We start from the raw sequence: 21,423 nt of genomic DNA on the forward strand, positions 1-21,423 counted from the left end.
CCGGTGACGGCGGCGATGGACAGCGCTCCGGTCTCGGAATCATAGGTGTAGCCCTCGCCGGCGGTCAGGGTCTCGCCGGCCATGGTGACGGTGACGGTCTCGGGCAGGAGGTAGCCCTCCTCGGCGGTCAGGGTCACATTCAGGGGCTGGCCCTCCTCCACCTGGGCGGGAGCGCCGTCGGCGGTCAGGTTGGTCAGGGCGTAGGTGACGGCGTAGGTCACAGCGGGGACCTGGCCGTCGGTCAGGGTGTAGGTGTACAGCTCAGTGCCCTCGGCGTCGGACACGGTGAGGATGTCCCCATTCAGGATGATGTCGCCGGCGGTGCTCAGGCTGAGCTGAGCGCCCTCCAGGCCCACCAGAGAGACGTTGGACAGGAAGGCGTCCTTGCTCAGCTCGGCGGGAATGGTGATGGTGCGCTCGGTCTCATCCACGGGGTAGGCGCTCTCCAGCCGCCAGCCGTGGATGGTGAGCTCGTTGATGGAGGGGGCCTTGGCGTTGGCGCCCTCGCCGCTGGGGACCTTCACCACCAGGTAGCGGACCAGCTGCTGGTCCAGCACGTCGTGGACGGAGGTCTGGTAGTTGGTGTTGCCGGTGAAGATCTGGGTGTAGCCCTGCTCGGCAAAGTCCTTGTCCTTGGCCGCGCCCTCGCCCCACTCGCCGTCGGCCTTGGCCCACAGCTGGTAGTCATAGGCGCGCTCGGTGGGACGGTAATACTGGCTGTCCACGCTGGAGATGTGCCACACATCGCCCAGGTCCACTTCCAGCCAGTGGCCCCAGCCGCTGTCCACGCTCTTGTCGTAGCCAGACCAGCGGGTGTCCGGATCGCCGTCCACCGCCTTATCGGCCGAGTTGGTGCTGTTCTCCTCGCAGGAGGCCCGGACGGTCTTGTCCAGAGCCAGGTTGCCGGTCACCACCACGGTGGCCGGGTTGCTGGCGATGCCGCCCACCACGCAGTAGTAGTAATAGGTGCCCTCGGTGTCGGTGGAGAGGGTCAGGGTCTTGCCGGTGGCGCCGGGGATCGCCTGGCCGCCCTCGTTGCTGGCGGTGGTGTTGGAGTACCACTGGCAGGCCGCGCCCTCGGCGGTCTCCACGGACAGGGAGGCCCCGGCGTACAGGGGCAGCAGGGTGTAGGGCTCCGGCTGGCTCAGCAGGGGCACGCTCTCCACGGTGTACACCGTCTCACGGCCCAGGGAGTCGGTGACGGTGATCTTGTCCCCGTCGGCGATCCAGGCGGAGGAGTTGCCGATCTTCAGCGTGGCGCTGCCGGTCAGCTTCAGGTTCTGCTTGACGGTGTCCGCCAGCTCGTTGGCCGGGATCTGGATGGTCTTGGCGTCCTCATCGATGGAATAGGCATCGGAGCTCAGACGCCAGCCGTACACCTCCAGCTCGCACACGGAGGGGCCGAAGGCGCTCTTGTCCGGGCTGTCGGTGACCTTGATGAGCACATAGCGCACCAGGCCCGCGTCCTCAGGCACCGCGTCGGACACGGTGGTCACCTTCTCGGACGTGCCGTCGGCGACGATCTGGGTGTAGCCCTCGGCGGCCAGGTCCCGGTCCTTGCCGGTGTTGCCCCAGTCGGTGCCCTCGTCGCCCTTGACCCAGATCTCATACTTGTAGGTACGCTCGACGCCCTTGTAGTGGGAGGCGTCGATTTGAGAGAGGTAGTAGCCCTCGCCCAGGTCCACCTCGATCCAGTCGCCCCAGACATAGTTGCTGGAGAAGCCGGACCAGCGGGTGTTCATGTCGCCGTCCACCGCCAGATCGGCCGTGTTGGAGTTCTCCACATGGGAGGCCTTGGCCGGCTGGTCCAGGGCCAGGCTGGTGTTGGAGAAGAGATAGGTCTTCTGCGTCACGCCGTCCTCGGCGGTGACCACCAGCTTCATGCCTACGGTCAGCTCGGTGGCCTCGTCGCTCACCGGCTCGCCGGCGGCGGTGCGCAGCTCATAGCTCTGGTTGTAGGAGTCCACGATGGAGGCCTTGAACTCGCCCCAGGTCAGCGGACCGGAGAGCTGGATCTTGTCGTTGTTCACCGTCACGGCCTCGTTGTTCACGCTCAGGGAGACGGTGTAGGTGAAGCTGTCGATGCAGTCCTGGGCGTCCTGGGTCTTGAGCACGAAGCGCAGCAGGTTCTCGGTGGAGCGCTCCAGCTGCCAGCGCTGCAGGGTGCCGTTGGCCAGGGCCGCACGCAGGGCGTTGGGGTCGGGGCTGACGGCGGGGGCCTTCACATCGCCGCCGTTGAGCACGTCGTCCAGGTGGCTGGTGTGGGCGTAGAAGTCGGTCATCACAAAGCCGTCAAAGCCCCACTCGTCCCGCAGCACCTCGTTGAGCAGCTCGTAGTTGGCCGTGGAGTGGGTGCCGTTGATGCAGTTGTAGGAGGACATGATGGACCAGGGATGGGCCTCCTCCACGGTGATCTGGAAGCCCTTCAGGTAGATCTCCCGCAGGGCCCGCTCGGACACCCGGGAGTCGCCGTCCCAGCGGTTGGTCTCCTGGTTGTTGCAGGCGAAGTGCTTGAGCTGGGAGGCAAACTTCTGGCTCTGCACGCCGTTGGTGATGGCCACGCCCATCTTGCCCGTCAGGTAGGGGTCCTCGGAGAAATACTCAAAGTTACGCCCGCCCAGAGGGTTGCGGTGGATGTTCATGCCCGGGGCCTGCCACAGGCTCATGCCGAAGTAGCGGGCCTCGTTGCCCATGGCCGCGCCCAGCTGCTCAATGAGCTCCATGTTCCAGGTGGAGGCCTGCATGGTGGCGCAGGGATAGAAGGTGGAAGTGGTCTCCCAGGTCTTCTTGCTGCCGTTGTACTGGATGCCGGCCGGGCCGTTGGAGGTGCCGATCAGCGGAATGCCGTACACGTCCAGACCCGCCAGGCCCGTGCGGTGGCCCTTGTTGGACTCGGGATTGGTGCAGCCCACCATCTTGATGAGCTCATCGTCGGTCATGCGGCTGATGAAGGTGGTCAGCAGATCGTCCGCCGCCTGCTGGGCCTGCTCGTCCGCGTCGGGGGCGTTGGCCGCGTTGAAGGCCTCCACCACCTCGGGGAAGGTGATGAAGGGATCGTCCGACTCGGGCGGGTTGGTGTACTTGGCCTTCATCTCGGCCTCGGTGACCGAGTCCTTGGGGGCCGACTCGGTCTGGGTCAGCGCCTCATAGGTGCCGTCGGAGGTCAGGCGCTGGGTGAGCTTGGTGGTGTCGGGTACCATGTGGTGCTCCAGCTGCTCCACCACCTCCAGGGCGGACAGCTTGTAGGTGTCCACCTGCTGGGCATTGCGCACCGAGTTGCCCACATAGAAGGTGTAGTCCCCAGCCTCCAGAACATAGGCCGCCTCGTGGCCGGTGCGGCCCACGTCGTCGTAGCTGGCCATGTCGTCAAAGGCAAAGCTCATGGTGACCGTCTCGGACGCGCCGGGGCCCAGCTCGCCGGTCTTGGCGAAGGCCGCCAGCTCCCGGGCCGGCTGGTCCAGCGCACCCTCGGGCGCGCCGTAGTAGACCTGCACCACTTCCTTGCCGGAATAGGTGTCACTGTTGTTGGTCACCTTGGCCGTCACCGTCACGGTCCGGTCCCGGCCCTCGCCGGTCACCTCCACCGTCTGGTCGGTGATGGCAAAGTCGGCGTAGGACAGGCCGTAGCCAAACTCGTAATTGACCTTCTCGGCCGCGCCGGGAATGGTCTCAAAGTAGCGGTAGCCGACGTAGATGTCCTCTTCATAATTGGGGTTGCTGACGCCGAAGTTGGCGGTGGTGGAGTAGTCGTCCAGACTGGCCGCCCAGGTGTCCACCAGCTTGCCGGAGGGATAGGCGTCGCCGCACAGCACGTCCGCCATGGCCGTGCCGCCGTCCATGCCGGGCAGGTAGACCACCATGGCCGCGTCAATGTCCGCATTGTCCTTCAGCCAGGAGGTGTCCACCACGCCGGTGACGTTGAGGATCACGATGACCTTCTCAAAGCCGGCCGCCTCCACCGCGTCCAGCATGGCCTGCTCGTTGTCGCTGAGCAGGAAGTCGCCCTTGCCCGACTTGCGGTCGGAATCCTCGCCCGCCGGACGGCCGATGGTCACGATGGCGGTGTCCGCGTTGGCCGCCGCCTGGTTCACCTGCTCCTCGGTGACCGCCATCTCGCCGCCGAACATGATGACCGCGCCCTGAGTGGTGCCGTAGCCGTAGGTGCGCCCGTCGTTCTTCCAGTAGTTGTCGTAGTAGTCCTGATAGGACTGATACAGATCGTCATACAGGGTGAGATACCCCGCATCTTCCTTGGCCTTCAGCCCGTCGTATAGGCTGACGTAGCCCACCTGGTCGTTGGCCGACTCAAAGTTGCCCGAGCCGCCGCCGCCCCAGATGAAGTCCACCTGGTTGATGCCGAAGATGGCCACCTTCTCCCCCTTGGACAGGGGCAGGGCCTTCTCACCGGACTCCCCAACCGCGCGGTTCTCCAGAAGGACCATGCCTTCCTCCGCTACGGTGCGGGCCATCTCGATGCCGCCCATGTTGCCGGTGGCCTCGCTGGGCTCGGCGTTGTAGGCACCCGCCTGGGGCAGAAGTCCGCCCACCATCACGGCAGTGAGGCCCAGCGCCAGAAGCCGCCTCATGTGTTTCATAGATGTGTCTCCCTTCTTTCCTTTTTTCCATCCGGGCAAAGAATCGTGCAGAACTCCGCATGCCTCCTTTTTCCTGCGCCTGCCGCTGTCCACGGCAGAAGGACGGCCACAAGCCGTCCAGGATACCATAATTTTACTACAATCCCATCGGCCGGTCTATCATCAAATTGCGAAAAATCACACCCGTACATCTGTGCAGAAATGCGAAGCTACACAGGAAAAATTGAAAAAAGATGCACGCAAACGGGAAACTTCTCCCCCAAAAATCACCGGGGTTGAGGAGGGGGGAGCACGTGAAGAACGAACGGACACGGCTGCTGCGCCGGATGGAGGAACTGGCCCGGTGCAGAGTCAACGACGCGGTGAAGCTGGCTTTTCTGGACGCCGGGGACGCACAGGTCATCGACCGGCTGGACCTGGCCGCGCTGACCGAATTCAAGCGCAGCGCCTCCGGCGCGGTGGAGATCCGCCTGGTGGACCGCATGGCCGTCCTGGAAAAGCTGGTGGAGCTGACCGGCGGGGCGGAGGAGAGCGCCGCCGCCTTCTACCGGGCCCTGGCGCTGGGGGCCCGGGAGAGCGGGGCGGACGATGGAAATTGAGCGCTTTTCCCCCAAGCAGCGCCAGGTGCTCACCTGGTGGTGCCCCGGCTCGCCGCATGAGGCCAGGGAGGCCATCATCTGCGACGGCGCGGTGCGCAGCGGCAAGACCCTGTGCCTGGGGCTGTCCTTTTTCTCCTGGGCCATGGCCGGCTTCGACGGCGCAGCCTTCGGCCTGTGCGGCAAGACCGCCGGCGCCCTGCGGCGCAACCTGCTGGGGGAGCTGATGCCCCTGCTGGGGGAGTTGGGCTTCCGGTGGGAGGAGAAGGTCAGCCGCAACCTGCTGAAGGTCCGCTTCGGCGGGCGGGAGAACACCTTCTACCTCTTCGGCGGCCGGGACGAGGGCAGCGCCGCCCTCATCCAGGGGGTCACCCTGGCCGGGGTGCTGCTGGACGAGGCCGCCCTCATGCCCCGCTCCTTCGTGGAGCAGGCCTGCGCCCGCTGCTCGGTGACCGGCAGCCGGCTGTGGTTCTCCTGCAACCCCGAGGGGCCGGAGCACTGGTTTTACCAGGAGTGGATCCGCAAGAGCGGGGCGCGCAACGCCCTGTACCTCCACTTCACCATGGAGGACAACCCTGCCCTCTCCCCCCAGGTGCGGGAGCGCTACCGCCGCAGCTTCAGCGGCCCCTTTTACCGCCGGTTCGTGCTGGGAGAGTGGGCCGCCGCCCAGGGGCGGGTATACGACTTCTTTGACGAGAGTATGGTCCGGCCCGCCCCGGAGGGGGAGATGGAGCGCTGGTGCGTCTCCTGCGACTACGGCACCGCCAACCCCACCTCCATGGGCCTGTGGGGCCTCCGGGACGGGATCTGGTACCGGGTGGAGGAGTTCTACCACGACTCCCGCCGGGAGGGGAGGCAGATGACCGACGGGGAGTACGCCGACGCCCTGGAGCGGCTCACCGCCGGGCGGAGGATCTGGAAGGTGGTGGCCGACCCGTCGGCGGCCAGCTTCCTGGAGACCCTGCGCCGCCGGGGCTGGCCCGTACAGCCCGCCCGCAACGACGTGCTGGCCGGCATCCGGGTCACCGCCGGACTGCTCAAAAGCGGACGGCTGGTCATCTGCCCGCCCTGCCGGGACGCCATACGGGAGTTTTTCCTCTACCGCTGGGACGAGACGGCGGCGGGGGACCGGGTCAAAAAGTGCCACGACCACGCCATGGACGACATCCGCTACTTCGCCGCCACCGTGGCGGCCGGGACGGAGGACTGCCTGGACGGGTTCTGCGTGGAGCGGGGACGGTTTTAAGAGGAGGATGCCATGGGACTGTTGCAGAAAAAACAAACGCCGCAGGCCGCGCAGGCGGTCCAGATCCGGGAGGGGGGCAGACACCCCTTCGGCGTGCTGGACAGCTACGTGCCCCTGCGCAGCGGGGAGAATGAACTCTACCGCAGCATCCGGGAGGCCGTGCCCATCGTGGACGCCGCCATCTGGAAGCTCATCCGCCTGGCCGGGGGCGTGCAGGTCCGCTGCCGGGACCGGCGGGGACAGGAGGGGCTGGACTGGTTTCTCACCCACGTGGACACCGGACGGGGCCAGCGGGGCCTGCAGTCCTTCCTGGATGCCTACCTGGATTCCATGCTCACCTGCGGCCGGGCCGTGGGGGAGATCGTACCCGACCGCAGGCGGCGGGACATCGCCGCCGTGCTGTGCGCCGACCCCGCCGACGTGGAGATCCACCAGGGGGACTCCCCTTTGTCCTTCACCCTGTGGGGCCGGGACGAGACCGGCCAGACCCGGCCCCTGCCCCGGCAGGAGCTGCTGCTCTTCACCCCCTTCCAGCCCGAGGTGGGCAGCCCCTACGGGGTCAGCCTGCTGCGGTCCATGCCCTTTCTCACCGGCATCCTGCTGAAGATCTACCAGGCCGTGGGCATGAACTGGGAGCGGATGGGCAACCTGCGCTTCGCCGTGGTCTACAAGCCCGGGGACAACCCCCTGGACCAGTCCATGGCCCAGCAGCGTAGCCGCCAGATCGCCCAGGAGTGGTCGGCCGCCATGCAGGCCGGCCGGGAGGGGTGCGTGCGGGACTTCGTGGCCGTGGGCGACGTGGACATCCGGGTCATCGGCGCAGACGGCCAGGTGCTGGACAGCGAGGTGCCCGTGCGCCAGATCCTGGAGCAGCTGGTGGCCCGCACGGGCATCCCGCCCTTTTTGCTGGGCTTGTCCTGGTCCTCCACCGAGCGGATGAGCACCCAGCAGGCCGACATGATGACCAGTGAGATCACCGCCATCCGCCGGGGCCTGGAGCCGGTGGTGGAGCGCATCTGCGAGCTGTGGCTGCGCCTGCACGGGCTGGACAGCCGCGTGGAGGTGGACTGGCAGGATGTGAACCTCCAGGACCTGGTGGAGGAGGCCAGAGCCGAGCTCTACCGGGAGCAGGCCAGGACGGTGCGCATGGAAAACGACGCCAAGGAGAAAGGAGCGGGACTATGAACGTGACCAAACAAGCGGGGGTGGACCGGGGACTGGAGGTGGACCAGCGGGAGCTGGAACAGATCAACGCCATGAGCCGCAGGCCCCTGAACGCCGAGGAGGTCTATGCCTTCGCCGTGCGGCTGTGCGACAACGAGGTGGACCGGGACCACGAGCGCTTCCCCACCGCCACCCTGGAGGAGCTGGCCCCCCTGTTCGTGGGAAAGAGCGGGCTGTTCGACCACCAGTGGAGCGCCCGGGGCCAGACTGCCCGCCTCTACCGCACCGAGCTGGTGCAGGAGCCCGGACGCACCACCCGGGCGGGGGAGGGCTACTGCTACCTGAAGGGCTGCGCCTACATGCTGCGCACCGAGAGCAACCGGGAGCTCATCGCCGAGATCGAGGCCGGGATCAAAAAGGAGGTCAGCGTGGGCTGCGCCGTGGAGCGGGCGGTGTGCTCCATCTGCGGCGAGCCCATGGACCAGTGCCCCCACGAGAAGGGGGAGAACTACGGCGGCGCGGAGTGCTGGGCCGAACTCACCGGGGCGGCCGACGCCTATGAGTGGTCCTTCGTGGCCGTGCCCGCCCAGCCCATGGCCGGGGTGATCAAGGCCATGGACCGGGACGGCCGCTCCCGCCTGGAGCGGGAGGCCGCCCTGGGGCGCAAGTATCTCCAGCAGCTGCGCCAGGAGGTGGTCCGGCTGGGCGGCCTGTCCGGCCTGGAGCTGGAGCACGGCGTGCTCTGCCGGATCGCCCGGGCCCTGGAGGAGCCCGAGCTGGACGCCCTGCGCCGCTCCCTGGAGCGGCAGGCGGACCGGAACTACCCGGTCCAGACCCAATTGCACTACGACGGCGGCGCGGACCGGCCCGATGAGCGGGACGGCGCGTTTCGGATCTGAACAAGCGCCGAGGGGAAAGGAGAACAGGCAATGAGCAAGATTTCGTTTGAAGGCATCGGAGAAGTGGCGGCCACCTTCGCCTGCGAGGCGGAGGTACAGGCCGGCCAGGTGGTGGGCCTCACCGGCGACGGCACGGTGGGCCCCTGTGAGAGCGGCGGGCGGATCTGCGGCGTGGCCCTGTCCAGCGAGGACGGCTATGCCGCCGTGCAGATCGGCGGACTGTGCCGGGTGGCCAAGACCGGCGAGGAGGTTACCCCCGGCTTTGCCAAGCTCTCCGCCGACGGCACCGGCGGCATGAAAAAGGACGAGGCCGGCGGCACGGAGTACCTGGTGCTCCGGGTGGAGAGCGACGGCATGGTGATCCGGCTGTAAGAAAGGGAGGATGCGGGATATGGCTTATCGATACGACAATCTCAGACTGGAAAAGGGTATGTACAACGAGGCGGGGCGCACCTTCACCCAGGTGCTGGAGCGGGAGGACCCCGACGCGCAGTACAAAGGCACCGCCCTGGAGGGGCTGGACGCCTATCAGCGCCAGCTCAAGCGCTTTGACATCAAGGTGAAGGGCGCGGGCAGCGACGTGGTGGAGAAGTTCTTCGCCACCAGCCAGTCCGCCGTCCTCTTCCCCGAGTACGTGGCCCGGTCGGTGCGCCAGGGCATGGAGGAGAGCGACCTGCTCCCCCACCTCACCGCCGCGGTCACCCGCTTTGAGGGGATGGACTACCGCTCCATCGCCTCGGTGCCCGACGACGACCAGAAGGCCCTGCGCCGGGTGGAGGAGGGCACCGCCATCCCCCAGACCGCCGTCAAGACCCAGGAGAACCTGGTCAAGCTCCACAAGCGCGGGCGCATGCTGGTGGCCTCCTACGAGGCCATCCGCTACCAGAAACTGGACCTCTTCTCGGTCACCCTGCGGCAGATCGGCGCGCACATCAACCGCATGCACCTGGAGGACGCCATCGACGTGCTCATCAAGGGCGACGGCAACGACAACCCCGCCCAGGCCTTTACCGTGGGCAGCGAGCCCATCGGCGGCAGCGCCGGCACCCTGGGCTACGACGAGCTGGTGGACTTCTGGGCCCAGTTCGACCCCTACGAGATGAACACCCTGCTGGTCTCCGGCGAGATGATGCGCCAGATGCTCAAGCTGGACGAGTTCCAGAACCCCCTGACCGGCCTCAACTTCCAGGGCACCGGCAAGCTGGCCACCCCCCTGGGCGCCACCCTGCTGCGCACCTCCGCCCTGGAGAGCGGCACCCTCATCGGCCTGGACAAGCGCTACGCCCTGGAGATGGTGCAGGGCTCCGACGTGATGGTGGAGTACGACAAGCTCATCGACCGGCAGCTGGAGCGGGCCGCCATCACCAGCATCTCCGGCTTTGCCAAGCTCTTCACCGACGCATCCAAGGTGCTGAAGCTGAAATGACAGAGCAGATCGTAGCCATGGCCCGCAGCCTGGGGCACCTGGAGCCGGACCAGGAGCCCGCGCTGGAGGCCCTGTGCCGGGCGGCCCGGGGGGAGCTGGCCGGACGGCTGCGGGAGGGCATTGCCCCCGAGGACTGCGCCGGGGCCTTCGTGCTGGGCTGCGCCTGGCTGGCCCTGTCCTGGCTGGCCGGGGCGGAGGACGGGGCGGTGGAGCAGTTCACCGCCGGAGAGGTCTCCATCCGCACCCGGGGCAGCGGCGAGAGCGCCCAGCGGGCCGCCGCCCTGCGCCTGCAGGCCGAGACGGTGCTGGGGCCCTACCTGGCCGACCGGGGCTTCGCCTTTCGGGGGACGCCGGGATGAAGGGAAAGTGGAAGCAGATCCTGGAGCGGTACGGGCAGACGGTGACCCTCTGCCGGGGGGAGGAGCGCACCCAGTGCCGGGCCTTCCTCCAGCCCGTGCGGCAGACCGGTACCGACGCCTGGCAGCACCTGCCCACCCCCCTGGGCGAGGTGCGGCGGGACCGGTGGATCTATCTGGGCGACCCGGAGGTCTCCCTGGAGGGGGAGGCGTGGCTGCTCTGGCAGGGGCGGCGCTTTGACATCCGGGTGGCCCACCACGTGTGCGTGGGGGAGCAGTGGAGCCACTGGTGGGCTCTGCTGGAGCCGGGAGAGGAGGCGTGAGCATGGACTTTGCAGCCATACGGGAGCGGGTGGCCGAATATTTGCAGGGGCAGGGGATCGACGCGGTGAGCGCCTTCCCCGCCGGCGAGCGGGCCAGGCGCAGCGGCGTGGTGGCGGCGGTCTCCCTGCGGGCCTGCCAGGGCGGGCCCGAGGGCTTCCGCGACTACCTGGGCGAGCGCTACGACCCGGACAGCGGCACCTGGCAGGAGCTCTACGGGCGGCGGGTGCGCCTCACCTTCGGGCTGGACCTGTACGCCGGCCGGGAGAGCGGCGAGGCGGGCATCCAGCGGGCCTACGACCGGCTGGCCGAGGCCTTCCAGTGGGAGGGACCGCCGGGTCTGGCCCTCACCGAGCTCTCCTGCGGAGAGACCGTATTTGATCCCCAGGCCGGCCTCTACCGCCGGCCGGTGGAGGCCGTCTGCCAGGGCTACCTGTACGCGGTGGCCCAGGAGGGCGGCGCCTTCCTGGATTTTATTGTGAGAGGAGAGAGGCAGATTTGAGCACGAGCATCCATGAGCGGCCGGGGGTCTACTCCAGCTACGACATATCCACCGTGGTCAGCGGCAGCAGCGGCGGACAGAATGTGGGCCTGGCGGCCCTGTGCACCAAGGGAGAGGAAGAGAAGATCTACCAGCTGAGCCGGTATGAGCAGGCGGTGGAGGCCTTCGGCGCCGAGGAGACCCTGAGCCAGCTGGCGCGCATCCTCTTCCTCAACGGCGCGGCGGTGGTCAAGGCCGTGCCGGTGGCCGACGAGGAGAGCTATGCCGCGGCCTTCGCCCGGCTGGAGGCCGAGGAGGACATCGCGGTGGTGGTGTGCGACAGCCAGCAGCTGAGCGTGCAGCAGGCCCTGCGGGACAGCGTGTGCAGCGCCTCCGAGGCCCGGCGGGAGCGCATCGCCGTGGTGCCCGGCGCCGCCGGGGAGGACCCGGAGGCCCTGGTCACCCGGGCCGAGGGGCTCAACAGCGAGCGGGTGGTGCTGGTGGCCCCCCTGGGCGGGGACGGCGGGGCCCAGGTGGCCGCCGCCGTGGCCGGCGCCATCGCCGGGGAGAGCGACCCCGCCGTGCCCCTGGGAGGGGCCGAGCTGCGGGGGGTGAGCGGCCTGGCCGCCGCCTACACCGACGACGAGCTGGACGTCCTCATCCGGGGCGGGGTCACGCCGGTGGAACAGAGCGCCGGCGTACTCAGCGTGGTGCGGGGGGTGACCACCCGCACCAAGAGCGGCGAGGTCCCCGACCAGACCTGGCGGGAGCTGACCACCATCCGCATCGTGGACGACGTGATCCCCACGGTGCGCAACGCCCTGCGCGCCCGCTTCCGCCGGGCCAAAAACACCGAGCAGAGCCGGGGGGCCATCCGCTCCCAGGTGGTGCTGGAGCTGGAACAGAAGCTGGCGAGGGAGATCATCACCGGCTACGACGGCGTCACCGCCCAGGCCGACCCGGAAAACCCCACCGTGTGCCTGGTGGACTTCTCCTTCACCGTGGCCCACGGGCTCAACCAGATCTGGCTGAGCGCACACATTACGGTTTGAGAGGAGCGGCGGTATGAAGATAAGCGGATTTCCCACCAGCAGTGACATCTACCTGGAGGTGGACGGGGTCAAGGTGGCGGTGGTGCAGAGCTACACCGCCCGATCTACCCGCACCAGCCAGAACGTGGAGGCCTTCGGCGAGGACGAGCCGGTGGCCGCCATCCCCGGCCAGCGCACCCACGTCATCGAGCTGACCCGGCTCTACGCCACCGACGAGGCCATCCGGGACGGGCTCAACTTCCACGACCTGAAGGACTTCAGCCTGGTCATCTGCAAGCCCGACCGGAAGATCATCTACTCCGGCTGCCAGTGGAGCGCCATCGGCGAGACCGGCGCGCTGGGGGCCATGGTGGTGGAGAAGATCACCATCGTGGCCGCCAAGCGGATCGAGACGGCGGCCTGAGGAGGGAGAGAGCCATGCTGGAGGGAAAGGAACGGCTGCGCCTGGAGGACGGGCGCACCCTGCGGCTGCTCTCGGCCCTGGAGGTCCTCCAGGCCCGCCGGGAGGCCGCCGGGCTGGCCCGCAGTGAGGAGGAGCAGGCCCTGTGCACCAACGCCTGCCTGCTGGCCCGGGCCCTGGAGCGGCAGGGCGGACCGGTGTTCCGGGACGGAGCGCAGGTGCTGGAGTGCCTGAGCGCCCGGGAGATCGGGGCCCTGGCCGGGCGCTGGGCCGCCTTTGACCGGGCGGAAAACCCCTCCCCGGCCGACGACGAGCAGCGGGTACAAGCGGCAAAAAAAGCCTGGAGCACGCGCCGGATGCGCGCCTTCGCTGGCGCGTGCTCCGGGCCTTTGGGGCGCTTCCTACGGAGGAGCGGGCCAAACAAATGAAGGCGCGGGACTACCTCTGGTGCGCCCTCAACCTGGTGCTGGACCGGGAGGAACAGCTGCAGCAGCTGTGCCCCGACTGCCGCAGCCGGGTGGAGGAGGAGCGCTGTCCCGTGTGCGGGGCACCCCGGGGCAGCTGCACGGGGAGCGAAAACGCCGCCTTTGACCGGCAGCGGTACGAGAAGCTGATGCGGGGGGAGAAGCCATGACCGATTACATTGCCCTGCTGCTGGCCGGGCAGGAGCCGCCCCGGGGAGAGGAGCCGGCCCCCGCGCTGGCCCGGAGGGAGGACGAGCTGTGGACCCGGGCGGAGGAGCAGGGGGACGGGGAGGCGGCCCCGGAGGGGCCCGCCGGGTCCCCCAAAGGAGAGAACGTCCCCGGAGCGGAGGCGTCCTCAGGGCCGGAAGAGGGAACGGACCAAACCGGGCAGTTGCTCCGGCAGACGGCGGGGGAGCTGCCCGAAAGCGCCGGGGGGAGGTTGGAGGGCGGAGCGGCCCTCCAGGAAAGGTGCTTACGCCCCGCCGGGACGGCGGAGGACGCTTCCTTCGGCCAGGCCTCCGGCGGGGCGGAGTGGCTGGACCAGGCGGTGCGGGAGAGCCTGCGCCCCTGGAGCGCCGCCGTGGGAAAGGCCGCAGGGACCGGCACGGCGGCGGTCCGTCTCCTCCCGGCGGAGGGGGCGCGGCCGGGGCTGGAGGAGCTGGACCGGCTGGTCCGGCGGGATGCGAGACGCTATGACGGGGGGTTTGCGCTGTTGTGAGATTGACGGCAATGCGGTACAAGGACTATGTGTGGCCCCACAATCCCAGGGTGTACACCATCGGCTATGAGCGGACCATGGGGGCCCAGAAGGTGCCCTTCGGGCGCTACTGGCTGCAGGATCTGGGCCCGGCCCAGCGGGTGATGCGGGGCGAAGGGGAGTTCGTGGGCGCGGACGCCTACCAGCAGTTCAAGGCCCTGGCCAGCGTCTTTTATTCCGACGGGCCGGGCCTGCTGGTCCACCCCGTCTGGCAGACCGCCTGGGCCTATTTCGTGGAGCTCTCCCTGGCCCAGGAGCCCCGGGCGGACTACGTGCGGTATACCTTCACCTTCTGGGAGGGGTATGAGGGGCACAACACCGGCGTGACGGTCCAGGCCGCCGCCCCGGCCCAGACCACCTCCGCCGCCACCGCCGCCGGGACCGCCCAGGCCCAGTGGCACACCGTCCGGCAGGGGGAGAGCATGTGGAGCATCGCCCGCAGCTACGGCCTGACGCTGGACGCGCTCATCGCCCTCAACCCCCAGATCAAAAACCCCAGCCGCATCCAGGTGGGCCAGCAGGTGAGGGTGGCATGATGCAGGTGGTGCTGACATGCTGGGACGGGCGCAGGCTGCAGCTGCCCGACCCGGTGCGCTGGAGCTTCCGCTACGGCGGCGACGCCCCCTGCGACAGCTGCTCGGTCACCTGCCTGTGGCAGCCCGGAGGGGAGGACCTGCTGGCCGAGGCGGTGACCCTCACCGCCGAGGAGGACGGCAGGCGGATCTTCACCGGCGTGGTGGACGAGTGCGAGCGGGGCTGGGACAAGACGGGCAGCCGCCTGACGGTGTCCGGCCGGAGCATGGCCGCCCGGCTGGTGGACAACGAGGCCCTGGGCCAGCAGTACCAGGTGGCCACCCTGGAGGACATCCTGCGGGACCACGTGACCCCCTACGGCATCCAGGCCCGGGTGGAGGTCCAGCTGCCCAGCGTGCCCGGCTTTACGGTGGACACGGGCAGCAGCGAGTGGCAGGTGCTCTACGACTTCTGCCGCTACCACGGGGGGATCACCCCCCGGGTGGACCGGCAGGGACAGCTGGTCCTCGCCCCGTGGGCGGACGGCCAGACGCGGGTGCTGGGGCCGGAGGCGGCCATCACCGCCCTCACCCTGCGGGACCAGCGCTACGGGGTGCTCTCCGAAGTGCTGGTGCGGGAGCGGGGCGGAGAGAGCGTCCAGCGGGTGACCGACGAGGACTTTCTGGCCCGGGGCGGGCAGTGCCGCCGGGTGGTGACCATGCCGGACAAGAGCGGCTACCAGGCCATGCGCTACTCCGGCCGCTACCAGCTGGAGCAGTCCCGCACCGAGCTGCGGCGGCTGGAGCTGGAGCTGCCCGAGGCCTTCTGCGCCTGGCCGGGGGAGCTGGTGCAGGTCCAGGGGAGCCAGCCGGTGGGCCGGGGGCTGTGGCGGGTGGCCGAGAGCGTGTGCGCCCTGGAGGAGACGGGGCGGTACACCCGCCTGAGCCTGTGTCCGCCGGACACGGCGCTGTAACACAACGAGAAAGGAGCGGCGGGCATGTGGATCGCGCGACAGGGGCGCCGGCAGACCGGCGCCCAGCCCCAGGCCCAGGTGGGCCGGGTGACCCTGCCGGGAGACCCGGCGGGGGTCTATCTGTCCGGGGAGCGGCGGGAGCTGCCGGTGTTCGCACCGGGGGGCTACGTCTGGCGCCCGGCGGCGGGGCGTGAGGTACTGGTGCTCAAGACCGGGCCCGACGGGGCCGCGGCCTGTGTGGCCGGGGAGCGCTGCGGCGCGGAGGAGGGGCTGGAGGAGGGCGAGGTACTGCTCCACGCGGGCAAGGCCTCCATCCGCCTCAGCCCCGACGGCACCATCTGGCTGGAGGGCCAGCTGCGCCTCAACGGCAGCCCGGTGAGCCTGGCGGAGGGATGAGATGGAACTGATGGTACGGGACGGGGACTATGTCCCCGATGACACCGGCGGCTTCCGCCGGGCCGAGGGGAGCGACGGGCTGCTGCAGCGGGTGCTGTGGAAGCTCTCCATCCCCCGGGGCAGCTTTTTGCCCCTGCCCGAGCTGGGCAGCCGGCTGTACCGGCTGGGCCGGTCCGCCCCCAGCGAGCGGGAGGCCCTGGCCCGGCAGTATGTGGCCGAGGCCCTGGCCGATGAGAGCGGGCTGAGCGTCACCGGGGTGACGCTGGAGAGCGGCGGAACGCTGCGCGTGGCGCTGGAGTGGGAGGGCGAGGCCCTCTCCGTGGCGCTGGAGACGGAGGGGATGTGACAGGATGACAGTGGACGAGATCTATGCCGGGATGACGGCGACCTTTCAGGAGCAGACCGGGCTGACCGCCGCGGGGGACGGGGATCTGGCGGTGCGCCTTTACGCGGTGGCCAGCCAGATCTACGCCCTGTATGTGCAGGGGCAGTGGACCCTGCACCAGTGCTTTCCCCAGAGCGCCCAGGGGGAGTACCTGGATCAGCACGCCCAGCTGCGGGGGCTGGAGCGCCGGGCGGCCACGGCGGCCGAAGGGAGCATCCGCTTTGAGCGGGACGGAGGGACCGAGACCGCCCTCACCATCCCCCAGGGCACGGTGTGCATGACGGGGACGCTGGTGCGCTTTGAGACCACCGAGCAGGGGAGCATCCCCGCCGGGGAGACCGGGGCCGAGGTGCCCGCCCGGGCGCTGGAGGCCGGGGCGGCGGGCAACGTGGCCGCCGGGAGCATCCGGGCCATGGCGGTGCCCCCGGTGGGAGTGAGCCGCTGCACCAATCCCCAGGCCTTCACCGGCGGCACCGACGCCGAGGACGACGAGACCCTGCGCGCCCGGGTGCTGGAGACCTTCCGGCGGATGCCCAACGGCGCCAACGCCGCCTTTTACCAGCAGCAGGCCATGTCCTTTCCCGAGGTGGCCGCCGCCGCGGTCATCCCCCGGCCCAGGGGGGTGGGCACGGTGGACGTGGTGGTGTCTACCGCCGCGGGCCTGCCGGAGGAGGAGCTGCTGGAGCGGCTGCGGCAGCACCTGGAGCAGATGCGGGAGATCGCGGTGGACGTCCAGGTCCGGGCCCCGGAGGAAAAGAAGGTCAACGTGACGGTGCAGGTGGCGCCGGAGGAGGGCGCGGACTTCGCCCAGGTCAAGACGGCGGTGGAGGAGGCGCTGGGGAACTGGTTTGACGGGAGCCTGCTGGGGCGCAGCGTCCTGCGGGCCCAGCTGGTGGCCCTGGTGTTCGGCGTGGAGGGCGTGGCCAACTGCGCCGTCACCACCCCCGCCGCCGACGTGAGTGCCGAAAGCGACCAGCTGCCCCGGCTGGGCACGCTGAGCGTCGTGGAAATGGGGGGCTGAATATGGGCTATGCCGAAGATCTGAGGGCCCTGCTGCGGCCCATGCGGATCTACCGCCTGGAGGGGAGCGTCAACGGCGGCGAGCTGGAGGCCCAGGGCCGGGCCCTGGACCGGGAGGAGCAGCGGCTGGAGGAGCTGGAGCGGGAGATGCTCCTCACCACCGCCCAGGACTGGGGGCTGGAGGCCGTGGAGGGCCTGCTGACCCGCCGGCCGGTGAGCACCACCCCGGAGGGACGGCGGCAGGCGCTGCAGGCCCTGCTGCGCATCGGCGGGGACAGCTTTACCCTGGCGGCCATCAACGACAACCTGAAGGGCTGCGGCCTCAACGCCGTGGCCAGCGAGACCGGCACCCCCGGCGTGGTGGAGATCTATTTCCCCGATGTGCCCGGCATCCCCGACGGCTTTGCGCAGATGCGGGCCATCCTGGAGGACATCCTGCCCTGCCACCTGGACATCCGCTACCACTTCTGGTACGCCACCTGGGCGGGGCTGGAGGCGCGCTTTGCCACCTGGGGGGACATCGAGGCCCTCGCTCCCACCTGGGAGGAGATCGAAAAGCTGGTATGAAAAACCGCCGGCCTGAACCAGAGTTCAGGCCGGCGGTTCTGTTTGGATCAGGGGCCGGTCAAAAAAGCGGGAGAGCACGGTGCGCAGCTGCTGGTCGGTGAGGGTGCCGGCAGGGTCCAGCTCCCCGGTGGGGGACCAGTCCATCAGCCCTGTGCCCGCCGCCCAGTAGAGGGAGTCGTCCGCCCAGGGGGAGATGCCCTCATACTCGTTGCAGGCGGCCACCCCCTCGGGATAGAAGGTGTCCCGACCCAGGCAGGCGGCGTAGCGGCGCAGGAGTACGGCGGCCTCCTCCCGGGTGATGGGCCGCTGGGGGGTGAAGAGGTCGCCGCCGGTGCCCCGGACCACACCCAGATCGTAGGCCCAGCAGATGGCGGGGGCCTCCTCCAGCTCCAGCGGCACGTCGGTGAAGGGGGCGTCCCCCCGGTAGGGCAGCGCCCCCGCCCCCACCCACAGGGCGTACACGAACCGGGCCCGGCTCACCGCCGGCTGAGCGGCGACGGCCGACGGGAGCAGCAGGGTCAGCAGCAGCAGCGCGGGAATCATCAGTCGCATGGCATATCCTCCTTTGCACAAGAATATACCATAAACTGGGAAAAGATGCCGTCGAAGCGGGGCCGGCCCAATCAGCGCATGCGGTTGCGCAGGGGCTGGCCGGCGGTATAGCGGCGCAGGTTGTCCAGGAAGAGGGCGCGGATGCGCTCCAGGGTCAGCTCCATGTGGTTGTAGCCGCCGGCGGTGTGGGGGGTGATGAGGGCGCCGGGGGCGTCCCACAGGGGGTGCTCCGGGGGGAGGGGCTCCGGGTCGGTCACGTCCATGCCCGCCCCCAGCAGGCGCCCCTGGGCCAGCAGCTCGGCCAGGGCGGCGCAGTCCACGGCGGAGCCCCGCCCGGCGTTGAGGAGCACGGCCCCCGGCTTCATCCGCTCCAGCCGGGCCCGGCTGAGCAGGCCGGCGGTCTCCGGGGTGTGGGGGAGGGCCAGGGCCACCACATCGGCCTGGCCCAGCAGTTCGTCCAGGGCGGAGAGGGGATAGGTCTCGTCAAAGCCCTCCACCGGGGCGTCCGAGCGGTGGACCCCCACCACACGGGCGGCCCCGAAGGCCCGGCACAGGCCGGCGAAGTGCCGGCCGATGTCCCCGGTGCCCCCCACCAGCACGCTGGCGCCGGACAGGGACCACACATGCCCCAGGTCCTGCCAGACGTGGGCGTGCTGCTGGTCCCGGTAGGCGGGCAGGCGCTTGTAGATGGCCAGCAGCATGGCCAGCATGTGCTCGGACACGGCGGGGCCGTAGGCCCCCACGGCGGAGGTGACCGCCACGTGGCCGGGCAGCACGCCGGGGGCCAGGTAGGGGTCCACCCCGGCGTTCCAGCTCTGGACCCACTTCAGCCGGGGAAAGCTCTTCAGGTCCGCCGGGGGCACGAAGCCCATGAGCACGGTGACCCGCTCCCGCCAGTCTTGGGGGATGTCCGCGGCCCCGCCGCGGTCGCTGGTGGGAAGAAAAAGATGCTCCGCCTCCGGCGCCGCGGCCTGAAAGGCGGGACGCTGGTCCTGAGGGATGGGGAGCAGATGCAGAATGGTTTCCATATTGGTCGAATGCCTCCTTACAGGGATGTTGGCCGGCGCCGGGCGGAGATGCGCCGCGGGTCCATAACGGACTGATTATAGCAACTCCCTCCCCGCTTTGCAAGCCGGCCCCGCACTTGCCCCGCACCTGGAAATGTGCTACACTACAGGGACATGGAAAGGGGGGAGCGGGATATGGAGCTGCACCTGGACACGCCGGTGGAGGCCCTGCCCGGCGTGGGTCCGGCCCGGGCGGGACACCTGGCCCGGCTGGGGCTGGCCACGGTGGGGGATCTGCTGGGCTACTTCCCCCGGGACTATGAGGACCGGCGGGCCGGTTCCACCATCGCCGCCGCGCCGCCGGACCGGCCGGTGTGCCTGACCCTGATGGCGGCCGAGCCGCCCCGGCTCTCCCGCATCCGCAAGGGGCTGGAGCTGGTGAAGCTGCGCATGGTGGACGACACGGGCAGCCTGAACGTCACCTTTTTCAACCAGTCCTATTTAAAGGAAGCCCTCCACCCCGGGGAGTACTACATCTGCTACGGCACGGTGGAGGGCCCTCCCGGCCGCCGCCAGATGACCAACCCCGTGTGCGAGCCCGCCGGGCGGGCCCGCTTCACCGGGTGCATCCTGCCGGTGTATCCCCTGACCCGGGGGATCTCCAACAACCTGCTGGCCGGGCTGACCCGCCGCTGCGCCGAGGCCTGCGCCGGCCAGGTGGAGGAGGCCCTGCCGCCGGAGCTGCGGCACAGGTATGAGCTGGCGGGGGTGGAGTTTGCCTACCGCAACATCCACATGCCCGCCGACGAGCAGGCCCTGGAGAGCGCCCGCAGGCGGCTGATCTTTGAGGAGCTGTTCCAGCTCACCTGCGGCATGGCCCTGCTGCGCTCCCGCCGGGACCGGGCCCGGGGCATCCGGTTTTCCACACCGCCGGTGGAACACTTTCTGGCGCTGCTGCCCTTTGCCCTCACCGGGGCCCAGCGCCGGGCCATGGCCGAGATCGCGGCGGACACCGCCTCCGGCGCGCCCATGAACCGCCTGGTCCAGGGGGACGTGGGCTCGGGCAAGACCATGGTGGCGGCCTACGGGGCCTGGCTGGCCGCCGCCAGCGGGGTGCAGTGCGCCCTCATGGCCCCCACCGAGCTGCTGGCCGAGCAGCATATGCGCTCCCTGGCGCCGCTGCTGGAGCGGGCGGGCATCCGCACCGGGCTGCTCACCGGCTCGGTGAAGGGCCGGGCCCGCAGGCAGCTGTACGCCGCGCTGGAGGCCGGGGAGCTGGACCTGGTCATCGGCACCCACGCCCTGCTCAGCGAGGGGGTGTGCTTCCGGGAGCTGGGGCTGGTCATCACCGACGAGCAGCACCGCTTCGGCGTGGCCCAGCGGGCCCGCCTGGCCGCCAAGGCCCGGCAGACCCCCCACGTGCTGGTGCTGTCGGCCACCCCCATCCCCCGCACCCTGGCTCTCATCATCTACGGGGATCTGGACGTGTCGGTGATCGACGAGCTGCCCCCCGGCCGCACCCCGGTGGAGACCTACGTGGTGGGGGAGGACAAGCGCCAGCGGATGTACGGCTTTGTGCGCAAATTGGTGGGGGAGGGCCGCCAGGTCTATGTGGTCTGCCCCGCCGTGGAGGAGGGGGAGGGCGGCGACGGGCTGAAGGCCGCCGTGGCCTACGCCGAGACCCTCCGGGCGGAAGTCTTTCCCGAGCTGCGGGTGGGCCTGGTCCACGGCAAGATGAAGAGCCGGGACAAGGACGCGGTGATGAGCCGCTTTGCCGCCGGGGAGCTGGACGTGCTGGTGTCCACCACGGTGATCGAGGTGGGGGTGGACGTGCCCAACGCCGCGCTGATGGTGGTGGAGAACGCCGACCGCTTCGGCCTGTCCCAGCTCCACCAGCTCCGGGGCCGGGTAGGCCGGGGAAAGCACCAGTCTTACTGCGTGCTGGTCAGCGACACCCGCAGCGCCGCCAGCCGGGAGCGGCTGCGGGTCTTGTCAAAGACCACCGACGGGTTTAAAATAGCCGAGGAAGACCTGAAGCTGCGCGGGCCGGGCGACTTTTTCGGCCAGCGGCAGCACGGTCTGCCCCAGCTGTCCATCGCCGATCTGGCGGGGGACATGCGGGTGCTCAAGCAGGCCCAGCAGGCGGCCGAGGAGCTGCTGGCGGCCGACCCGGGGCTCACCCGGCCGGAGCACGCCCCGCTGCTGGAGCGGGTGCGGCGGCTGTTTGCCGAGCACGGGGAGATGTTTAACTGA

Annotated in this window: 24 protein-coding genes; 21 read left to right on the forward strand and 3 right to left on the reverse strand. The window is 69.5% G+C overall.

The features are described from left to right. A partial coding sequence (locus WMO45_RS11515; RefSeq protein ID WP_349140925.1) for a glycoside hydrolase family 3 C-terminal domain-containing protein occupies positions 1 to 4,595 on the reverse strand: 4,595 nt, incomplete at its 3' end. A 293-nt stretch (positions 4,596 to 4,888) separates the two neighbouring features. Here WMO45_RS11515 and WMO45_RS11520 point away from each other — a divergent pair. From WMO45_RS11520 to WMO45_RS11615, 20 genes are read left to right on the forward strand one after another with little or no spacing between them, the layout of a single operon-like run. Beyond that, positions 4,889 to 5,194, forward strand: a complete 306-nt coding sequence (locus tag WMO45_RS11520; RefSeq protein WP_349140926.1) for an XRE family transcriptional regulator — start codon at positions 4,889 to 4,891, stop codon at positions 5,192 to 5,194. Continuing rightward, entirely contained in the window at positions 5,184 to 6,437 is a 1,254-nt protein-coding gene (locus WMO45_RS11525; protein WP_349140927.1) for a PBSX family phage terminase large subunit, read from the forward strand. Before WMO45_RS11520 ends, WMO45_RS11525 begins: the two co-directional genes overlap by 11 nt. A gap of 12 nt (positions 6,438 to 6,449) precedes the next feature. Next, positions 6,450 to 7,622, forward strand: a complete 1,173-nt coding sequence (locus WMO45_RS11530) for a serine/threonine protein phosphatase (RefSeq protein WP_349140929.1) — start codon at positions 6,450 to 6,452, stop codon at positions 7,620 to 7,622. Further along, positions 7,619 to 8,500 (forward strand): hypothetical protein, encoded by an 882-nt coding sequence (locus WMO45_RS11535; protein ID WP_349140930.1) that lies wholly within the window; start codon positions 7,619 to 7,621, stop codon positions 8,498 to 8,500. The genes WMO45_RS11530 and WMO45_RS11535 overlap by 4 nt, the downstream gene beginning before the upstream one ends. A gap of 30 nt (positions 8,501 to 8,530) precedes the next feature. Next, on the forward strand, positions 8,531 to 8,872 hold the full coding sequence (locus tag WMO45_RS11540; protein ID WP_349140931.1) for a hypothetical protein: 342 nt from the start codon (positions 8,531 to 8,533) through the stop codon (positions 8,870 to 8,872). 19 nt (positions 8,873 to 8,891) lie between these two features. Beyond that, entirely contained in the window at positions 8,892 to 9,926 is a 1,035-nt protein-coding gene (locus WMO45_RS11545) for a phage major capsid protein (RefSeq protein WP_349140932.1), read from the forward strand. Further along, positions 9,923 to 10,285: a hypothetical protein gene (locus WMO45_RS11550; protein ID WP_349140933.1), complete on the forward strand. Its 363-nt coding sequence runs from the start codon at positions 9,923 to 9,925 to the stop codon at positions 10,283 to 10,285. Before WMO45_RS11545 ends, WMO45_RS11550 begins: the two co-directional genes overlap by 4 nt. After that, positions 10,282 to 10,605, forward strand: coding sequence for a hypothetical protein (locus tag WMO45_RS11555; RefSeq protein WP_349140934.1), 324 nt, complete (start codon positions 10,282 to 10,284; stop codon positions 10,603 to 10,605). The genes WMO45_RS11550 and WMO45_RS11555 overlap by 4 nt, the downstream gene beginning before the upstream one ends. A gap of 2 nt (positions 10,606 to 10,607) precedes the next feature. After that, entirely contained in the window at positions 10,608 to 11,105 is a 498-nt protein-coding gene (locus WMO45_RS11560; RefSeq protein WP_349140935.1) for a hypothetical protein, read from the forward strand. Continuing rightward, entirely contained in the window at positions 11,102 to 12,136 is a 1,035-nt protein-coding gene (locus tag WMO45_RS11565; RefSeq protein WP_349140936.1) for a phage tail sheath subtilisin-like domain-containing protein, read from the forward strand. Before WMO45_RS11560 ends, WMO45_RS11565 begins: the two co-directional genes overlap by 4 nt. A 13-nt stretch (positions 12,137 to 12,149) precedes the next feature. Then, positions 12,150 to 12,539 carry a hypothetical protein gene (locus tag WMO45_RS11570; RefSeq protein WP_349140938.1) on the forward strand — a complete coding sequence of 130 codons (390 nt, stop codon included), beginning with the start codon at positions 12,150 to 12,152 and terminating at the stop codon, positions 12,537 to 12,539. 14 nt (positions 12,540 to 12,553) lie between these two features. Continuing rightward, on the forward strand, positions 12,554 to 12,964 hold the full coding sequence (locus tag WMO45_RS11575; RefSeq protein WP_349140939.1) for a hypothetical protein: 411 nt from the start codon (positions 12,554 to 12,556) through the stop codon (positions 12,962 to 12,964). Further along, entirely contained in the window at positions 12,961 to 13,170 is a 210-nt protein-coding gene (locus WMO45_RS11580; RefSeq protein ID WP_349140940.1) for a molybdopterin oxidoreductase, read from the forward strand. Before WMO45_RS11575 ends, WMO45_RS11580 begins: the two co-directional genes overlap by 4 nt. Beyond that, entirely contained in the window at positions 13,167 to 13,718 is a 552-nt protein-coding gene (locus WMO45_RS11585) for a hypothetical protein (RefSeq protein WP_349140941.1), read from the forward strand. Before WMO45_RS11580 ends, WMO45_RS11585 begins: the two co-directional genes overlap by 4 nt. Continuing rightward, on the forward strand, positions 13,715 to 14,293 hold the full coding sequence (locus WMO45_RS11590; protein WP_349140942.1) for a LysM peptidoglycan-binding domain-containing protein: 579 nt from the start codon (positions 13,715 to 13,717) through the stop codon (positions 14,291 to 14,293). The genes WMO45_RS11585 and WMO45_RS11590 overlap by 4 nt, the downstream gene beginning before the upstream one ends. After that, entirely contained in the window at positions 14,290 to 15,243 is a 954-nt protein-coding gene (locus WMO45_RS11595; RefSeq protein ID WP_349140943.1) for a hypothetical protein, read from the forward strand. The genes WMO45_RS11590 and WMO45_RS11595 overlap by 4 nt, the downstream gene beginning before the upstream one ends. A 24-nt stretch (positions 15,244 to 15,267) precedes the next feature. Continuing rightward, the gene (locus WMO45_RS11600; RefSeq protein ID WP_349140944.1) at positions 15,268 to 15,639 is read left to right on the forward strand and encodes a hypothetical protein; all 372 of its coding nucleotides are present in this window, start codon (positions 15,268 to 15,270) and stop codon (positions 15,637 to 15,639) included. Between the two features lies 1 nt (position 15,640). Continuing rightward, the gene (locus WMO45_RS11605) at positions 15,641 to 15,985 is read left to right on the forward strand and encodes a hypothetical protein (protein WP_349140945.1); all 345 of its coding nucleotides are present in this window, start codon (positions 15,641 to 15,643) and stop codon (positions 15,983 to 15,985) included. Positions 15,986 to 15,989: 4 nt separating this feature from the next. Next, positions 15,990 to 17,045: a baseplate J/gp47 family protein gene (locus WMO45_RS11610; protein ID WP_349140946.1), complete on the forward strand. Its 1,056-nt coding sequence runs from the start codon at positions 15,990 to 15,992 to the stop codon at positions 17,043 to 17,045. A gap of 2 nt (positions 17,046 to 17,047) precedes the next feature. Further along, on the forward strand, positions 17,048 to 17,611 hold the full coding sequence (locus WMO45_RS11615; protein ID WP_349140948.1) for a DUF2313 domain-containing protein: 564 nt from the start codon (positions 17,048 to 17,050) through the stop codon (positions 17,609 to 17,611). Between the two features lie 24 nt (positions 17,612 to 17,635). Here WMO45_RS11615 and WMO45_RS11620 read toward each other — a convergent pair whose 3' ends face one another. Further along, positions 17,636 to 18,163 (reverse strand): S-layer homology domain-containing protein, encoded by a 528-nt coding sequence (locus WMO45_RS11620; protein ID WP_349140949.1) that lies wholly within the window; start codon positions 18,161 to 18,163, stop codon positions 17,636 to 17,638. A gap of 71 nt (positions 18,164 to 18,234) precedes the next feature. Next, a complete protein-coding gene (locus tag WMO45_RS11625; RefSeq protein WP_349140950.1) occupies positions 18,235 to 19,191 on the reverse strand; it encodes a D-2-hydroxyacid dehydrogenase in 957 nt (318 codons plus the stop codon). Positions 19,192 to 19,365: 174 nt separating this feature from the next. Between WMO45_RS11625 and recG the strand changes: the two genes are divergently transcribed. Further along, positions 19,366 to 21,423 carry an ATP-dependent DNA helicase RecG gene (gene recG, locus WMO45_RS11630; protein WP_349140951.1) on the forward strand — a complete coding sequence of 686 codons (2,058 nt, stop codon included), beginning with the start codon at positions 19,366 to 19,368 and terminating at the stop codon, positions 21,421 to 21,423.

This window comes from Flavonifractor hominis (assembly GCF_040095835.1).
Taxonomy (GTDB): Bacteria; Bacillota; Clostridia; order Oscillospirales; family Oscillospiraceae; genus Flavonifractor; species Flavonifractor hominis.

What these genes read in the sequence shown, in the direction of transcription:
- WMO45_RS11545 (WP_349140932.1), top strand. Translation starts at nt 8,892, where the DNA reads ATGGCTTATCGATACGACAATCTCAGACTGGAAAAGGGTATGTACAAC.
- WMO45_RS11625 (WP_349140950.1), bottom strand. Translation starts at nt 19,191, where the DNA reads ATGGAAACCATTCTGCATCTGCTCCCCATCCCTCAGGACCAGCGTCCC.
- WMO45_RS11530 (WP_349140929.1), top strand. Translation starts at nt 6,450, where the DNA reads ATGGGACTGTTGCAGAAAAAACAAACGCCGCAGGCCGCGCAGGCGGTC.
- WMO45_RS11540 (WP_349140931.1), top strand. Translation starts at nt 8,531, where the DNA reads ATGAGCAAGATTTCGTTTGAAGGCATCGGAGAAGTGGCGGCCACCTTC.
- WMO45_RS11570 (WP_349140938.1), top strand. Translation starts at nt 12,150, where the DNA reads ATGAAGATAAGCGGATTTCCCACCAGCAGTGACATCTACCTGGAGGTG.
- WMO45_RS11525 (WP_349140927.1), top strand. Translation starts at nt 5,184, where the DNA reads ATGGAAATTGAGCGCTTTTCCCCCAAGCAGCGCCAGGTGCTCACCTGG.
- WMO45_RS11585 (WP_349140941.1), top strand. Translation starts at nt 13,167, where the DNA reads ATGACCGATTACATTGCCCTGCTGCTGGCCGGGCAGGAGCCGCCCCGG.
- WMO45_RS11615 (WP_349140948.1), top strand. Translation starts at nt 17,048, where the DNA reads ATGGGCTATGCCGAAGATCTGAGGGCCCTGCTGCGGCCCATGCGGATC.
- WMO45_RS11550 (WP_349140933.1), top strand. Translation starts at nt 9,923, where the DNA reads ATGACAGAGCAGATCGTAGCCATGGCCCGCAGCCTGGGGCACCTGGAG.
- recG (WP_349140951.1), top strand. Translation starts at nt 19,366, where the DNA reads ATGGAGCTGCACCTGGACACGCCGGTGGAGGCCCTGCCCGGCGTGGGT.
- WMO45_RS11600 (WP_349140944.1), top strand. Translation starts at nt 15,268, where the DNA reads ATGTGGATCGCGCGACAGGGGCGCCGGCAGACCGGCGCCCAGCCCCAG.
- WMO45_RS11605 (WP_349140945.1), top strand. Translation starts at nt 15,641, where the DNA reads ATGGAACTGATGGTACGGGACGGGGACTATGTCCCCGATGACACCGGC.
- WMO45_RS11555 (WP_349140934.1), top strand. Translation starts at nt 10,282, where the DNA reads ATGAAGGGAAAGTGGAAGCAGATCCTGGAGCGGTACGGGCAGACGGTG.
- WMO45_RS11595 (WP_349140943.1), top strand. Translation starts at nt 14,290, where the DNA reads ATGATGCAGGTGGTGCTGACATGCTGGGACGGGCGCAGGCTGCAGCTG.
- WMO45_RS11620 (WP_349140949.1), bottom strand. Translation starts at nt 18,163, where the DNA reads ATGCGACTGATGATTCCCGCGCTGCTGCTGCTGACCCTGCTGCTCCCG.
- WMO45_RS11575 (WP_349140939.1), top strand. Translation starts at nt 12,554, where the DNA reads ATGCTGGAGGGAAAGGAACGGCTGCGCCTGGAGGACGGGCGCACCCTG.
- WMO45_RS11560 (WP_349140935.1), top strand. Translation starts at nt 10,608, where the DNA reads ATGGACTTTGCAGCCATACGGGAGCGGGTGGCCGAATATTTGCAGGGG.
- WMO45_RS11580 (WP_349140940.1), top strand. Translation starts at nt 12,961, where the DNA reads ATGAAGGCGCGGGACTACCTCTGGTGCGCCCTCAACCTGGTGCTGGAC.
- WMO45_RS11610 (WP_349140946.1), top strand. Translation starts at nt 15,990, where the DNA reads ATGACAGTGGACGAGATCTATGCCGGGATGACGGCGACCTTTCAGGAG.
- WMO45_RS11535 (WP_349140930.1), top strand. Translation starts at nt 7,619, where the DNA reads ATGAACGTGACCAAACAAGCGGGGGTGGACCGGGGACTGGAGGTGGAC.